At 51.8% G+C, this 15,889-nt stretch carries 11 protein-coding genes; all 11 read left to right on the top strand.

Annotation, left to right across the window (positions count from 1 at the left end; all coding sequences use genetic code 11):
- Positions 1 to 102: 102 nt before the first annotated feature.
- The 11 genes from tig to HF984_RS02115 all read left to right on the top strand — a co-directional run bounded on the left by tig (position 103) and on the right by HF984_RS02115 (position 15,872).
- Positions 103 to 1,410 (top strand): trigger factor, encoded by a 1,308-nt coding sequence (gene tig / locus HF984_RS02165; protein ID WP_168614040.1) that lies wholly within the window; start codon positions 103 to 105, stop codon positions 1,408 to 1,410.
- Positions 1,411 to 1,663: 253 nt separating this feature from the next.
- Positions 1,664 to 2,659, top strand: coding sequence for a siderophore ABC transporter substrate-binding protein (locus HF984_RS02160; RefSeq protein WP_311241481.1), 996 nt, complete (start codon positions 1,664 to 1,666; stop codon positions 2,657 to 2,659).
- Between the two features lie 234 nt (positions 2,660 to 2,893).
- Positions 2,894 to 3,730, top strand: coding sequence for an ABC transporter permease (locus HF984_RS02155; RefSeq protein ID WP_375546042.1), 837 nt, complete (start codon positions 2,894 to 2,896; stop codon positions 3,728 to 3,730).
- On the top strand, positions 3,720 to 4,787 hold the full coding sequence (locus tag HF984_RS02150) for an iron chelate uptake ABC transporter family permease subunit (protein WP_168614039.1): 1,068 nt from the start codon (positions 3,720 to 3,722) through the stop codon (positions 4,785 to 4,787). The genes HF984_RS02155 and HF984_RS02150 overlap by 11 nt, the downstream gene beginning before the upstream one ends.
- Positions 4,784 to 5,539: an iron ABC transporter ATP-binding protein gene (locus HF984_RS02145; protein WP_168614038.1), complete on the top strand. Its 756-nt coding sequence runs from the start codon at positions 4,784 to 4,786 to the stop codon at positions 5,537 to 5,539. Before HF984_RS02150 ends, HF984_RS02145 begins: the two co-directional genes overlap by 4 nt.
- A gap of 192 nt (positions 5,540 to 5,731) precedes the next feature.
- The gene (locus tag HF984_RS02140; protein WP_168614037.1) at positions 5,732 to 6,370 is read left to right on the top strand and encodes an ATP-dependent Clp protease proteolytic subunit; all 639 of its coding nucleotides are present in this window, start codon (positions 5,732 to 5,734) and stop codon (positions 6,368 to 6,370) included.
- Positions 6,371 to 6,407: 37 nt separating this feature from the next.
- Entirely contained in the window at positions 6,408 to 7,085 is a 678-nt protein-coding gene (locus HF984_RS02135; RefSeq protein WP_168614036.1) for an ATP-dependent Clp protease proteolytic subunit, read from the top strand.
- 186 nt (positions 7,086 to 7,271) lie between these two features.
- Complete coding sequence (gene clpX, locus HF984_RS02130) at positions 7,272 to 8,552, top strand: ATP-dependent Clp protease ATP-binding subunit ClpX (RefSeq protein ID WP_168614035.1); 1,281 nt, start codon at positions 7,272 to 7,274, stop codon at positions 8,550 to 8,552.
- 98 nt (positions 8,553 to 8,650) lie between these two features.
- On the top strand, positions 8,651 to 9,271 hold the full coding sequence (locus HF984_RS02125; RefSeq protein WP_168614034.1) for a DsbA family protein: 621 nt from the start codon (positions 8,651 to 8,653) through the stop codon (positions 9,269 to 9,271).
- A 486-nt stretch (positions 9,272 to 9,757) separates the two neighbouring features.
- Positions 9,758 to 14,416 (top strand): glutamate synthase large subunit, encoded by a 4,659-nt coding sequence (gltB, locus tag HF984_RS02120; protein ID WP_168614033.1) that lies wholly within the window; start codon positions 9,758 to 9,760, stop codon positions 14,414 to 14,416.
- Entirely contained in the window at positions 14,409 to 15,872 is a 1,464-nt protein-coding gene (locus tag HF984_RS02115) for a glutamate synthase subunit beta (RefSeq protein ID WP_168614032.1), read from the top strand. The genes gltB and HF984_RS02115 overlap by 8 nt, the downstream gene beginning before the upstream one ends.
- The last annotated feature ends 17 nt before the right edge of the window (positions 15,873 to 15,889 follow it).

Raw genomic sequence — 15,889 nt, 5'->3', positions numbered from 1 at the left:
TAAAGGTGCGGGTTTTCTTACATCAGCACAAATTTTCAATATATCCGGCGACGTTGTATGCGCCTCCGGGTTCGTCAAACTACTATCAGGAGATCTACGGACGTGAAGACTGCCGTCGAGAAGCTCAATCCGACCCTCGCAAAAATTGAGGTAGAGGTACCGTTCTCAGAGTTCAAGACTTACCTTGATCGCACCTACAAGTCACTGGCTCAGCAGATCCAGGTTCCCGGCTTCCGTAAGGGTAAGACTCCTAAGCAGCTCATCGAGCAGCGTGCGGGTTTCGATTTCATCGTTGAAAACGCTCTCAACGAAGGCTTGAATGAGTTCTACTCACAGGCTCTTGCAGAGAATGATCTCACCCCCTTGGCTCAGCCCGAGCTGGATATCATCTCAAAGCCTGAAGAAGGCAACCGCGAAGCTGACGTAAAGCTCAGCATCGAGGTAACTGTTCGCCCCGAAATTGAACTGCCTGATTACTCAGGTATCAAGGTTGAGGTTGCAGCAGCAGAGGTAACCGACGAAGACAAGCAGACCGCGCTGGATAACCTGCGTAGCCGCTTCGGCACCCTGAAGACTGTTGACCGCCCCGCGGCCAACGAAGACTTTGTAACCATCGACCTCACCGCGTCCATCGACGGCGAAGAGGTAGACGGTGCAAACGACCTGTCATACCAGGTTGGTGCAGGCACCATGCTTGAAGGTCTTGATGAGGCTCTGACCGGTCTTTCAGCTGGCGAAGACGCAACCTTCGAAACCAAGCTTGCAGGTGGCGAGCACTCAGGTGAGGCTGCAACTGTCAAGGTTAAGGTCACCGCTGTTAAGGAACGCGAGTTGCCCGAGGCTGACGACGATTTCGCACAGCTGGCATCAGAGTTCGACACCATTGACGAACTCAAGGAAGACCTCGCAAAGCAGGCTGCAGACGCTAAGGTAGCTGAGCAGGGTGCAGAGGCTCGCGACAAGGTGCTTGACGCACTGGTCGAAATGGTTGAAATCCCCGTTCCCGAAAAGGTTATTGAAGAGCAGATTTCACAGCACTTCGACAACCCCCAGGCTGACGCTGACCACGACACCGAAGAGCACCGCGCAGAGGTTCGTGAGAACACCGAGCGTGCGTTCAAGAACGAAATGATTCTTGACGCAATCGCTGAAAAGGAAGAAATCGGTGTTGAGCAGGCTGAACTGATTGACTACATTATCACCATGTCATCACAGTACGGCATGGACCCCAACCAGTTCGCACAGATGCTGGACGGCTCAGGCCAGGCAGGTATGCTGGTTGGCGAAGTTCGCCGCTCAAAGGCACTCGCATCAGCACTGGAAAAGGCTGAAGTTAAGGATTCAGAGGGCAAGGCAGTTGACCTGTCTAAGTACCTGAACCCTGCAGGTGAAGAAGAATCGGCTGAGTAATTTCTAACTCGGTTTACATTAGCGGCGCCTCTCCTTAGTGGAGGGGCGCCGTTTGTGTTTAAGAGAATTTCGAGGTGGTTTTTAGATCGGTATGTCAAATTTTTAAATAAAAAATAGTACGTAAGGGAAATATAACGTAATTATGTTTTGAGGCGCCCTGTTAGGTTGAGAGCGGCTAAAGGTCTTAGTAACTTGGAAGTTAGGTTGACCTAAAAACCATCCGCTAATTGACACACGACTCTCGGAGCGAATAGTGAAATCTCGTAAGACTCTTTCCGTCATTGCCGCTTCAGCAATCCTGGCTTTGGCTGGTTGCACCAGTGCGCAAGAAACCGCGTCATCTCACCCTGAATCAGAAACTTCCTCACAGTCTGCATCCGCTATTAAAACCATCGAAGATAACTTCGGCTCACACGAGGTTAAAACACCTGCTGAAAGTATTGTCGTCACCGATAACCGCAGTTTTGAGATTTTGGATGCGTGGGGTGTTGATCTCGCGGCAGCGCCAAAACAACTTATTCCCTCCACTATCGAGAACTACAAAAACAACGACGAGATTGTAGACATCGGCAACCATAAAGAACCGGATCTTGAGGCAATGGCCGCTGTTAATCCGGATCTTATTATCAATGGGCAACGTTTCTCCCAATACTACGAAGACATTAAAAAACTAAACCCCGATGCAACCTTGCTTGAGTTTGAACCTCGCGATGGTGAACCAGTGGATGAGGAACTGAAGCGTCAGACGCTGGCTTTGGGCGAGGTCTTTGAGAAGCAGGACGAGGCGCAGAAGCTCGTCGATGATTTTGACAAGGCAAAGGCGCGTGCAAAAGAGGCATACGATTCCGAGCAGACCGTGATGGCTGTCAATGTCTCCGGCGGTGAAATTGGTTATGTCGCTCCCGAAAAGGGACGTTTCTTTGGCCCGATTTTTGAATGGATTGGCATGAAGCCGGCGTTAGAAGTTGAAAATGCTTCTGACGACCACCAAGGCGATGACATTAGCGTTGAGGCTATTGCAGAATCCAACCCCGACTGGGTTCTGGTGCTTGACCGTGATGCTGCGGTGAAGTCTGATGCTACTCCTGCTGAACAGGTTCTTAAAGATAACGCTGCTTTGCAGAACGTTTCAGCTTTCAAGGACAACCATTTAGTGTTCGCGCCCGGTGATACCTACACCAACGAAAACATCATTACATACACCGAAACATTGAATTCAATGGCAGACGAATTCGAAAAAGCTAAATAATCAATCTCTAGCTTGAGATGTTGCGTCAAGGAGCTTCACGCCGCACGAGGTGAAGCTCCTTGACGCGCATAAGAGGTAAGCACAGTGACACACACAGTAACGAGAAAATCCCACACTCGTAAAAAGTTATTCGACGCCAAGCTTCTGATAGGTATAGTTGCCGTCCTTGGACTTCTGACGATCTCGATGTTCACGGGAGAGTACAGTATTTTGAGTGCTGATGATGGTGCTCAGATGTTCGCTCAAACTCGAGTTCCTCGCACCATTGCGCTCATCTTAGCCGGTGCTGCTATGGCGATGTCCGGTCTTGTTATGCAGCTATTGACACAAAATAAGTTTGTTGAGCCATCGACAACAGGCACTACCGAGTGGGCCGGCCTAGGCTTGCTTTTTATTCTGTGGATTGCGCCTAACTCCAGTATTTTGCTTAAGATGTCATCCGCGGTTTTATTTTCTTTTATCGGTGCGATGGTCTTTTTTGCTTTCTTGCGAAAAGTTTCGCTGCGTTCATCTCTCATTGTTCCGATTGTGGGTATCATGCTCGGCGCGGTAGTGAGTTCTCTGTCTACTTTTTTCGCACTGCAGACTGACCTTTTGCAGAATTTGGGGGTTTGGTTTGCTGGTAGCTTTACCTCTGTCATCGTTGGCCAGTATGAAGTTCTGTGGATTGTTTTACTGGTAGTATTTGCCGTATTTTTCTACGCTGACCGGCTGACTGTTGCCGGGTTGGGTGAAGAAATCGCTACCAACGTTGGTCTCAATTACCAACGTCTGATGCTTATCGGCACTGCCCTCATTGCTATCGCCACGGGTGTTGTGACTGTAGTAGTGGGATTTTTGCCCTTTGTGGGGCTGATTGTTCCGAATATCGTAAGTATGTTTCGCGGTGATGATTTGCGCTCAAATCTGCCGTGGGTTTGCCTGACGGGCATCGCTATCGTCACCGTATGCGACTTGTTGGCACGAACCATTATTTCCCCGTTCGAAATGCCCGTATCGGTTGTTCTCGGCATTATCGGGGCACTGGTGTTCATTACTCTGATTGTGAGGCAGCGTCAGAATGTCCGCTAATTTCTTGACCCATCAGCACTCGCCTGTTGCTAATACACCTGCAGCTATCTCGTCTGATCGTGTTTCTGGTGCTTTCGTTTCGCGTTCCTCGCGTCGATCATACTGGATTATTATGGCGATCCTACTGCTGTTAAGCGCTCTTGCAACCTTGGGTTTACTTGCCTATAAAAACCCTATGCCGTTTGGCTCTGAACGGTTTTGGATTGTAGCTCAGCGCAGGACGTCTGCGGTGACTGCAATGGGAATCGTTGCAGTGAGTCAGGCGGTAGCAACAGTCGCTTTTCAGACGGTAACGAACAATCGCATCATTACCCCCTCGATTATGGGCTTTCAGTCGCTCTATACGGCCATACATACCGCGACTATTTATTTCTTTGGTGCTTCTGGTCTGATTGCATCACGAAATCTTGAGATGTTTATTATCCAGCTTGTTCTCATGATTTTGCTGTCACTAGCTTTGTATTCATGGTTGCTAACCGGCAAGAATGCGAATATGCATGCCATGTTGCTGATAGGCATCATTGTTGGCGGCGGACTGGGGTCTGTATCAACTTTTATGCAAAGGATGCTGACCCCCAGTGAGTTTGATATTTTGACGGCCAGACTCTTTGGGTCGGTTAATAACGCTGAAGCCGAATATTACCCCATCGCTATTCCGCTGGTTGTAGCGTCCACCGCGCTTATCTACCTGAATTCTCGCAACCTGAATGTTTTGGGCTTAGGCCGTGAAGTCTCACAGAACCTCGGTGTGAACCATCGTCGCCATTCCTTAATAGTGCTGGTGCTGGTTGCTGTGCTGATGGCTGTGTCAACCGCTCTCGTGGGTCCGATGACTTTTCTGGGCTTTTTAGTGGCGGTATTGGCTTATCAGTGGGCAGATACTTTCGATCACCGATACATTATGCCCATGGCAGCGCTGATTGCTTACATGGTTTTGACGGTGGCCTACTTCCTGATGCAACACGTTTTCTATGCTCAGGGGGTTGTCAGCATCGTGATTGAGTTAGTGGGCGGCATCGTGTTTTTGATGATGATTTTGAAGAAGGGACGCCTGTGATTAGGTTAGACAATGTAGCCAAGCGCTACGGGTCAGATGTTTCGATTGGTCCGGTTAATCTTCAGATCCCGGCTGGCGGTATTACGGCTCTGGTGGGACCTAACGGAGCGGGTAAATCGACTCTGCTGACCATGATCGGGCGTCTGCTCGATATCGATGAGGGTGCCATTCACATCGCCAACTTTGATGTTGCATCCACTAAATCTGAGGATTTAGCAAAAATTGTTTCTATCCTGCGTCAGGAAAACCACTTCGTAACTAAGCTGACGGTGCGTCAGCTCGTAGGTTTTGGGCGTTTTCCTTATTCGAAGGGAAGACTCACCGCAGAGGATGAAACCATCATTTCCCGCTATATCGATTTTTTGAATTTGGGGGAGCTGGAAAACCGTTACCTAGATCAACTCTCAGGTGGCCAGCGTCAGCGTGCTTATGTAGCTATGGTGCTTGCCCAAGAAACAGATTATGTTTTGCTAGATGAGCCGCTTAATAACCTAGACATTGCGCACTCCGTTCAGATGATGAAGCACCTGAAGGAAGCAGCAACAGCACTTGGACGAACGATTGTTGTGGTATTGCACGATATCAATTTTGCAGCTCGGTACGCTGATTACATCTGCGCTGTGAAAGACGGAAAAATCGCCGTACTTGATACTGTCGAGAACGTTATGCACGATGAGTTGCTCACCGAGATATTCAATACGCCTATCACAGTGATTGACGGCCCAGATGGAGCTATTGCGTGTTATCACTAGCGCGCAAACGCGCTGATCTCATTCAGCCGTCGGCAAGGAATCTGAGCCAACAGCGAACTATCGTTATTTGACCTGACGCGAGCGTGCCTCGTGCACTAATGTACTAAGCAATGAAGAATATTTGCGCGTTCTTTTGGCAGTAAGTGGCCGCAAAGAAAGGCGCAAATTCACCTACAAGAGAGGTACGGATTAATGTCCAATTTCTTGCCGACAAAGGCGTCAAACACCTCAACTGCACCCGCTATGGAAACACCCATGGGTAGCCAGGACGATTACGTCTACAACCGTCTGCTCAAAGAGCGCATCATTTGGCTGGGTTCAGAGGTTCGCGATACTAACGCTAACCGCATCTGCTCACAGATGCTCCTTCTCTCCGCTGAAGACCCCGATGCGGATATCTACCTGTACATCAACTCACCCGGTGGATCAGTGACTGCGGGCATGGCGATTTACGACACCATGCAGTTGATTCCCAACGACGTAGTAACTGTCGTGACCGGCATGGCAGCATCAATGGGCCAGTTCCTGTTGACTGCTGGCGCACCGGGCAAGCGTTACGCTACCCCCAACGCCCGCATCCTCATGCACCAGCCCTCCGGTGGTATCGGCGGTACCGCATCTGATATTCGTACTCAGGCTGAACTCATTTTGGATATGAAGAAGCGTTTGAGCCAGATTACTGCTGATCGCACCGGTCAGAGCCTCGAAACCATTTTGCGCGACAATGACCGCGACAACTGGTTCACCGCTGAAGAAGGCCTCGAATACGGTTTCTTCGACCACATCATGACTTCACGTGACCCGCAGAGCGCGTCAACCGAAGAAAAGTAATAACGGTTCGAACGTTCACTAGCGAAAGATTTTATTCATGATTTTTAATCCTTACTCATCAGCTCCCGCGGATATGCCGACTGACCGCTATGTGCTGCCTAGCTTTGAAGAGCGCACTCCTTACGGTTACAAGCGTCAGGATCCCTACGCAAAACTGTTTGAAGATCGCATTATCTTCTTGGGCACTCAGGTTGATGACGCATCAGCTGACGACATTATGGCTCAGTTGTTGGTTCTGGAATCTCAGGATCCCGACCGCGACATTACCCTGTACATTAACTCACCCGGTGGTTCATTCACCGCGATGACTGCAATTTACGACACCATGCAGTACATTCGCCCCGAGATTCAGACTGTTTGCTTGGGTCAGGCAGCATCTGCGGCTGCAACTTTGCTCGCAGCAGGCACCCCCGGTAAGCGTCTGGCGCTGCCGAATGCACGCGTCCTGATCCACCAGCCGGCACTCGGTGGTCAGCAGGGGGGTCAGGCATCGGATATCGAAATCCATGCTAACGAGGTAATGCGTATGCGTGAGTGGACCGCTCAGACTCTTGCACTGCACTCAGGCAAGACTGCAGAAGAGATCGATAACGATATCGAGCGTGACAAGATTATGACTGCTCAGCAGGCTCTTGAATACGGTCTGGTTGACCAGGTTCTTGAATCACGTAAGGCTAAGCAGCCTGTCATCAACAAGGCAGATGACTACAGCTAAGCTACGATACTGAACCGTGAGGGCGACGCATCCTTGAAGATGCGTCGCCTTCATGCTGTGCGCCAACGTTTTACAAGGTTGCGTAATAGATGCAACAAATCGGTTAGACCGCTCAATGAATTGGGTCTGACTATTAATGCGGGTAGCCTATTAACAGGCTTAGCGTGCGAACGAAAGGTGGAATCCATGGCGCGAATCGGTGATAGCGCGGATCTGCTGAAGTGCAACTTCTGTGGCAAAAATCAGAAACAGGTAAGAAAGCTCATCGCTGGTCCAAATATCTATATTTGCGATGAGTGCATTGAATTGTGCAACGAAATTTTGCTGGAGGAGCTGGAAGAAAATACAGCACCCGTTCTTGATGAACTACCTAAGCCCCGCGAGATTTTTGATCACCTGCAAAGCTTTGTGATTGGCCAAGAAGCGTCGAAACGCGCACTATCTGTTGCTGTCTACAATCACTATAAGCGCATCAAAGCAGCTACTAATCCCATCGTTGATGCCGCGACGCTCATGGCCACTGATGGTGAGGACGTTGAGCTCGCCAAGTCAAACATTTTGCTGGTTGGTCCTACGGGATCTGGCAAAACCTATCTTGCTCAAACCCTCGCGAAAAAACTCAACGTACCTTTTGCCGTAGCCGATGCTACCTCTCTCACCGAAGCAGGTTACGTCGGTGAAGACGTTGAGAATATCCTGCTTAAGCTGATCCAAGCCGCTGATGGTGATGTGAAAAAAGCAGAAAACGGCATCATTTATATAGATGAAATCGACAAGATTTCCCGTAAAGCAGAGAATCCTTCAATTACTCGCGATGTTTCTGGTGAAGGCGTTCAGCAGGCTTTGCTCAAAATTCTGGAGGGCACAGTTGCAGCTGTTCCTCCGCAGGGCGGGCGCAAGCATCCTCAGTCTGAGTTTTTACATATTGACACCTCTAAAATTTTGTTCATTGCGGCAGGTGCATTTGCCGGTATTGAAGAAATCGTCGGTGCTCGTGTAGGCCGCAAAGGCATCGGCTTTGGCGCCTCAATCGAGCAAGCATCTCAAAGTGCCGATATTCTCACGCAACTGTTGCCTGAAGACTTGCTGAAATTTGGTCTCATTCCTGAATTTATCGGACGTTTACCCGTTGTCACTTCGCTGGAGAAACTGACCCAGTTAGATCTTGAGCGGGTACTGGTTGAGCCAAAGAATGCTTTGATTAAGCAGTACAAGCGCATGTTTGCGATTGACAATGTTGAGCTAATTTTTGAGAAGGACGCGATTTCTGAGATTGCTCGACTTGCCATTGAGCGTGATACCGGTGCGCGAGGACTACGCTCAATCATGGAAAACCTGTTGCAGCCCGTGATGTTTGATGTCCCTAGCCGCGATGACGTAACCGCGATTGTTATAGATGCTGACACCGTGCGTGGAGTGAAAGAAGCAACCCTGATTACCGAGCGTAAGCAACTGAAAAGTGCTTAGCCTTATGAATCAGGAATAAAAGCGTGGGGGAGAGCGTTCCTTTAGATAGTTTTTAGTGATCGTGTGAACCCGCTTCACACTTATCAAAAGGAGATGCAATGGCTGAAAAGAATACTGTAGATTTCTGGTTTGACCCCATCTGCCCCTGGTGCTGGATGACTTCACGCTGGATTCTCGATGTTGAGAAAATCCGTGATATCGAGGTGAACTGGCGCCCCTTCTCGCTCCCTCTTTTGAACAAGGGCCGTGACCTTCCCAAAAGCTACCAGAAGCACATGGATGAGTCATGGGCTCCTGCCCGCGTAGCAATGGCTGTTGCTGACAAGCATCCTGAGAAGCTGGGGGAGTTCTACACTGCTATTGGTGAAGAGATTCACCACAATGACAATAAGAGCAATGATCATAAAGACGCGATTGCAATTGCGTTGAAGAACGTTGATTTGCCTGCTGAACTTGCTGAATACGGTGAGAATGATCAGTACGATGCCAAGCTGGAGGAATCCATCAAGGATGCACAGAAGCTCGTAGGCGACGATGTAGGCGTACCGGTTGTAGCGTTCAATGGAACTGCTTTCTTCGGTCCTGTTTTCTCGCCTGCGCCGCAGGGAGAAGAAGCAGGTAAGGTTTTCGATGCTGCTGTAGCTTTGGCGTCCTACCCGGGTTTCTTCGAGCTGAAGCGTTCTCGTAACGTTGGCCCGATTTTTAACACCGAAAAATAAGACTGCCGGTGGGCGGGGGAGCCGTGAATTCATGAGAGAATTCACGGCTCCCTTCGTGTTTTAAGCTGTTCCGCTGACGCAGCGAACACTGAAAAATGATGTCTCACTTAGTGCCGTCATAATTCCCAAAATATAAGACACGCGCGTAATTTTTTACCCCGCTGTAACGTAGCTCGTGCAAAATAGTACTACTCGCCGGGAAAACAGCCCCGGTAACTTCATGTGGGTAGGCAACCAAGGCATCACACACCACGGATTTCGCACCGGCTAACCACCCCGTTAGTTGGAAACGAAGCCCCCACACGTTGCAATAGCGCAACCTCACCTAGCTGGGAAGCTAAGTGCTCGATAAGACACCGTCTTGCGACCATGCGTACCTGCTTTAGGTAGGGAGCGCGTATGAGACGAGATCTCACAAGAAATCTAGAGAGTTTGATATTCGCATCAAGCTCTTCTTTGAATTGTCGAGAGAAACGAGCCTTTCGCATGACTGACAACACCATGCTCGGTGCACAGCACGCACCGTCTCCCTTTAAGACCTTTGCTGATATTCCAGATTCTCAAGGTCTCTACAGCCCTGACATGGAGAAAGATGCGTGTGGCCTTGCAATGATTGCCACATTGCGTGGAACTGCCGGTCACGACATCGTGGATCATGCTCTGATTGCTTTGCGTCGTTTGGAGCACCGCGGTGCTGTTGGCGCTGATGAGGGCACCGGTGACGGCGCAGGTATTTTGGTGCAGATTCCCGATGAATTCTTTCGCGCTGAAGTAGATTTTGACTTGCCTGATTTGGGTAAGTACGCGGTGGGCACCGCCTATCTACCCACCCACGGCGTGAACGCTGATGAACTGAAGTCTTCTATCGAAGAAATCGCGCAGGCAGAAGGCTTGCGTGTACTGGGCTGGCGCGATGTGCCGGTTAAGCCCGATATTGTTGGTGCCTCGGCACGAGCTGTTATGCCCTATTTCTCACAGGTTTTCTTGGCCGAGGCATTGCCTGAGGTCTCTGACCGCGTGAGTGAACCCTTTACCGGACACATTCCCGTCATTGATTTAACGGTTGATGCGGAGCGTCGTCAGCTCGATCAGAAGGCTTTCCGCGTTCGCAAGCGTTCTCAGCATAAACTGGGCGTTTACTTCCCTTCCCTGTCCTCACGCACCATCGTCTACAAGGGCATGCTCACGACTGCGCAGCTAGAGCCCTTCTACCCTGACCTTCAGGACGAGCGATTCAAGACCAAGCTCGCAATCGTTCACTCGCGCTTTTCAACCAACACCTTCCCGTCGTGGCCGCTCGCTCAGCCCTTCCGCACGATCGCGCACAACGGTGAGATCAATACGGTCAAGGGCAACCGCAACTGGATGCGCGCACGTCAGTCCCAGCTCAAGTCACCTGTGCTTGGCCGCAATCCCGAGGAGCTCTTCCCGATTTGCAGCGTCGGCGCATCCGACTCGCAGTCTTTCGATGAGGTTGCAGAGTTACTAATGCTCTCTGGTCGCTCTGCCGCTCAGACCATGATGATGATGATTCCCGAGGCATGGGAAAATCACGAAACCATGGATGATGAGCGCCGAGATTTCTACCGCTATAACTCCACCTTGATGGAGCCCTGGGACGGTCCCGCAGCTGTTGCCTTCACCGATGGTGATAGCGTGGGTTCAGTACTTGACCGCAACGGTCTACGCCCCGGACGCTACTGGGTAACCGACGACGGTCTGGTGATTCTCGCGTCTGAAGTAGGCGTGGTAGATATGCCCGAGTCAAAGATCGTTGAAAAGGGCCGCGTATCGCCCGGCAAGATGTTCTTTGTCGATACCGCTAACCAGCGCATTGTGCCCGATGAAGAGGTAAAGCAGGACGTCGCGCGCTCAAACCCTTGGAAGAAATGGGCAGAAGACACTATCGTCAACCTGTCTGACCTGCCAGAACGTGAGCACATTCGTCCCTCACGCGTCTCAATTCGCAAGCGCCAGCAAACCTTCGGTTACACCACCGAAGAACTCACCAAGATTCTCGGTCCCATGGCGAAAACCGGTGCTGAGCCTATCTACGCAATGGGCACAGATACCCCGATTGCTGTACTTGCTAAGCGTCACCGTCTGCTCTTTGACTACTTCATTCAGTCATTCGCTCAGGTCACTAACCCGCCGTTGGACTCTATCCGCGAAGAACTCGTGACCTCATTGCGTACCACCATTGGCCCCGAGGGCAACCTCTTGCGTAAGGGGCAGGTTCGTACATCTCTCGTGGCTCTAGACTTTCCCGTCATCAACAACGATGAGCTCGATAAAATCGCGCACTTGCAAGACGAAGATGGCATGGACACCTCCCTCAAAGTGCGTGGTTTGTATGACCCCAACGGGGGAGAAGAAGCCCTGCGAGCGCGCATCCGCGAAATCTGCGAGAAGGTATCTGCCGCAGTCAATCGCGGTGTTCACCACATTATTCTCTCCGACCGTAACTCTAATCCCCAGTGGGCACCGATCCCGTCATTGTTGCTGACCAGCGCGGTACACCACCACTTGCTGCGAAGCGCGACTCGAACCAAGGCTTCGCTCATCGTGGAAGCCGGCGACGTTCGCGAAGTGCACCATATTGCAACGCTCATTGGTTATGGTGCATCCGCTATCAACCCCTACCTGGCGATGGAATCGGTAGAACAGCTGGTTCGCGAAGGTGAAATCACCGGCGTTACCGAACAGGAAGCTGTCTACAACCTCATCAAGGCACTGGGCAAGGGTCTGCAGAAAATTATGTCCAAGATGGGCATCTCAACCGTGCGCTCCTACTGCGGCGCGCAGACCTTCGAAGCGCTCGGACTTTCCCGTGCCCTCATCGACGAGTTCTTTACCGGCACTCACTCCCAGATGGACGGTGTTGGACTGGACGTCATCGCAGAGGAAGTACGCACCCGCCACGACAGCGCTTACCCGCAAGACGGCATCGGCGTACCCCACCGCGAGCTCGAAACCGGTGGTGAATATGACTGGCGTCGAGATGGTGCACCCCACCTCTTCAACCCTGCCACTATCTTCCGTCTTCAGCATTCCACGAAGACCCGTCGCTATGACATCTTCAAGTCCTACACCAAGTTAGTAGATGATCAGTCGAAAGACTTGATGACCTTGCGCGGTCTTCTCAAATTCACCGAAGATCGCCAGCCCATTTCTATCGATGAGGTTGAGCCGGTCTCAGAAATCGTCAAGCGTTTTTCAACCGGTGCTATGTCTTATGGCTCAATTTCCAAAGAAGCACACGAGACCTTAGCTATCGCTATGAACAAGCTGGGCGCAAAATCCAATACCGGTGAGGGCGGCGAAGACATCGACCGCTTGCTGGATCCTGAACGTCGAAGCGCTATCAAACAGGTAGCATCGGGTCGATTTGGCGTTACGTCTTTGTACCTCACCAACGCTGATGACATTCAGATTAAGATGGCGCAGGGTGCTAAGCCCGGCGAAGGCGGTCAGCTCATGGCAACTAAGGTATACCCCTGGGTTGCTCGCACCCGTCACTCGACTCCCGGCGTCTCGCTGATTTCACCGCCGCCGCATCACGATATCTACTCGATTGAGGATCTGGCTCAGCTGATTTACGATCTCAAGCGCTCCAACCCGAGCGCTCGCGTCCACGTCAAGCTGGTCTCTGAAATCGGTATCGGCACCGTTGCCGCAGGTGTAACTAAGGCAAAGGCAGATGTTGTTCTTGTCTCCGGTCACGACGGTGGCACCGGTGCTGCTCCGCTGAACTCTCTTAAGCACGCCGGTGCGCCGTGGGAGCTCGGTTTGGCTGAAGCTCAGCAGACTTTGATGATCAACGGTCTGCGCGACCGCGTGGTTGTGCAGGCGGATGGTCAGCTGAAGACCGGCCGTGACGTCATCATTGCGGCTTTGCTCGGTGCTGAAGAATACGGTTTTGCAACCGCGCCGCTAGTTGTCGAGGGCTGCATCATGATGCGCAAGTGCCACTTGGACACCTGCCCGGTGGGTGTTGCAACCCAGAACCCCAAGTTGCGCGAGCGCTTTACCGGTAAGGCTGAGCACGTGGTTAACTTCTTCGAATTTATTGCTGAGGAAGTCCGCGAGTATCTGGCGCAGCTGGGCTTCCGTACCCTGGATGAGGCTGTTGGCCATGCCGAGGTTCTGGATGCGACAGAAGCTATTGACCACTGGAAGGCGGATGGTCTGGATCTTTCGGGGATTTTGCGCTCAACCGTGGTAGATTTCCCCGATAAGAATGTTCGTCATATGCGCGAGCAAGATCATGAGCTCTCAGAGCACCTTGATAATCAGCTCATTGCTGAGGCTCAGGATGCCTTGGAGAACCGCCGCCCGGTGTCTATTGCCGCTTCAGTAGTCAACACGGATCGTGCAGTGGGCACGATGTTGGGTCACACCGTTACCAAGACTTTTGGTATTGAGTTCTTGGACCATGACACCATTGATGTTTCCTTGTCAGGTCAAGCTGGCCAGTCACTGGGTGCCTTCTTGCCTCAGGGCGTGACCTTGCGACTTGCTGGGGACGCTAACGACTACGCGGGCAAGGGCTTGTCAGGCGGACGCCTAGTAGTACGTCCAACTGACGATTCAGCCTTGGTTGCTGAGGATAACGTGGTTGCCGGTAACGTTATTGGCTACGGTGCCACGAGCGGTGAGATGTTCTTCCGCGGCATCGTGGGTGAGCGTTTCTTGGTACGTAACTCGGGTGCGACTGCTGTAGTCGAAGGCATTGGCGATCACGGGTGTGAATACATGACCGGTGGACGCGCGCTGATCTTGGGTGAGACCGGCCGTAACTTTGGCGCCGGTATGTCCGGTGGCTACGTGTTTGTGCTTGATCTTGATGAGCATAAGGTCAATAAGCAGTCCCGCGAAAGTGGCGAACTGACGTTCTTGCCACTTGATGCTGACGATAGAGCCGAAGTTTCAGAGCTTCTGGAGCTTCATCTTAAAGAGACCGGTTCTGCCCGCGCGCACCAGCTATTGGAAGATTTCGAGAATACTGCGGCGCGGCTGACAAAGGTGACGCCGCGAGATTTCGCAGCTGTCCAGCTTATCCGTGCCGAAGCAGAGGCGAACGGCACTGATCCTGACTCATCTGAGGTTTGGAACCAGATTTTGGAGGTGACCGCACGTGGCTGATCCCCGCGGTTTTTTGAAGGTAACTGAACGTGTTGACCGTCCTAAGCGTCCGGTTCCGGTGCGTATTTTGGATTGGAAAGAAGTTCAAGTAGAGCAGGATAGCGCTACTTTGAAGAATCAGGCATCGCGCTGTATGGACTGCGGTGTGCCGTTCTGCCATGTCGGCTGCCCGCTGGGAAATCTCATCCCCGAGTGGAATGATTTGACCTGGCGTGGTCAGACGGCTCAGGCAGTGGAGCGTATGCACGCAACCAATAATTTTCCGGAATTTACCGGACGCGTGTGCCCGGCTCCCTGTGAATCGTCCTGTGTGCTGGGTATTAACCAGCCGGCAGTGACCATTAAGCAGATTGAGTACTCGATTGGCGAGGCAGCGTTTGAGAATGACCTTGTGAAGCCGATTATGCCTGCTCGAATGCTTGATAAGACGGTTGCTGTGGTGGGCTCAGGCCCTGCTGGTTTGGCGGCTGCTCAGCAGTTGACTCAAAATGGTTTCACTGTGGCGGTTTTTGAGCGTGATGACCGTATTGGTGGTCTGCTTCGCTACGGTATTCCTGACTTCAAGCTAGAGAAGGACGTAGTGGACCGTCGTCTTCGCGTTATGGAAGAAGAAGGCACCCGCTTCCGCACCGGCGTTGAAATTGGTAAGGACATTAGCTGGGACAACCTGAAGAAGCGTTATGACGCCGTTGTTGTAGCTACCGGTTCTACTAAGCCTCGCGACCTGAATATTCCGGGGCGTGAGCTGGAGGGCATCCATTTTGCGATGCCGTACTTGAGCGAGTCTAACCGTGTAGTTGCCGGTGACCTGTATGCTGCGTCCATTGATGCCAAAGGTAAGAACGTGATTGTTCTTGGTGGCGGCGATACCGGTTCTGACTGCATCGGTACAGCATTGCGCCAGGGCGCTCAGTCGGTAACTACGTTAGCTATTGGTGTTAAGCCCGGCCTTGAACGAGCTGATCATGAGCCGTGGCCCATGTACCCCAAGATTTTTGAGGTGTCTTCATCTCACGAAGAGGGCGGTGAGCGCAAGTACTTAGCGTCAACCGTTGAATTTGTGGGGGAGAACGGTAAGCTGACCGGGTTAAAGGTAGCTGAAACCGAGTACCTTGAGGATGGGCGTCGTGTGCCTAAGGCCGGTACTGAGCACGTTATTCCTGCAGATCTTGTCTTCCTTGCTTTGGGCTTTACCGGTCAAGAGGATGACTCTATTACGCAACAGCTGGGTGCGGAGCTGGATGCGCGCACCAATGTGGCTCGCGATGAGCAGTACATGACAAACGTTCCCTCTGTGTTCTCGGTGGGTGACGCTGGACGCGGTCAGTCACTGGTGGTTTGGGCTATTGCTGAGGGACGCGCGTGCGCGGCGGCGGTGGAGCGTTACCTCACCGGCTCAACTCAGATGCCTGAGCCTGTTGGTCCGTTCGATCACTCGATTGATTTGGCTGTCTAGGGTACCGTCCTATTACC

It is taken from the genome of Rothia terrae, assembly GCF_012396615.1.
Taxonomy (GTDB): Bacteria; Actinomycetota; Actinomycetes; order Actinomycetales; family Micrococcaceae; genus Rothia; species Rothia terrae.
This window is presented reverse-complemented; position numbering and strand designations above follow the sequence as displayed.